Origin of the sequence: Pseudogemmobacter bohemicus (genome assembly GCF_003290025.1) — a bacterium.
GTDB classification, from domain to species: Bacteria; Pseudomonadota; Alphaproteobacteria; order Rhodobacterales; family Rhodobacteraceae; genus Pseudogemmobacter; species Pseudogemmobacter bohemicus.
Map to the genome: position 1 here is coordinate 936,711 of NZ_QNHG01000001.1, position 552 is coordinate 937,262.

The 552-nt window shown below is 60.5% G+C and carries 1 protein-coding gene; it reads left to right on the plus strand.

Going from position 1 to position 552, the window contains the following annotated elements:
• The coding region (locus DRF71_RS04545; protein ID WP_198672062.1) for a recombinase family protein at positions 1 to 552 on the plus strand (552 nt) is incomplete at both ends.

The window sequence follows — 552 nt, forward strand, 5'->3', positions numbered from 1 at the left end:
AGGCTGATCATCGCCTACGATCATAGCCGGTGGGGACGCTTCCAGCGCCCTTATGAGTCCGCATACTACGCCTTCAAATGCCTGAATGCCGGCGTGGAGATTCACTTCTGTGCCGGTGGTTTCTCCAACGATATGGGGCCGCTGGCCGAGCTTGCCTGGACCTTTAGCAGCATGGAAGCCGGGAACTACAGCCGCATCCTGTCCGTGAAAGTCTGGGCGGGGCAGTGTCGGCTCATCCGCCTTGGCTATCGCCAGGGAGGGCCGCCGGGCTACGGCTTGCGGCGCGTCTTGCTGGATGAAAGCGGGGCGATGAAGTTCGTGCTGAAACGGGGCGAGCGCAAAAGCCTGCAAACGGATCGGGTCATCCTCAGGCCTGGTCCCGCAGCGGAAGTGCGACGGGTCAGGTGGATATACGATCAGTTCACCACGCGCGGCCAATCCGAGGCGGCAATCGCCCGAGATCTTAACGCAAAGGGCATACTGACCGATCTGGAGCGGCCCTGGACACGTGGCACTGTCCATCAGATTCTGACGAACGAAAAATATATCGGG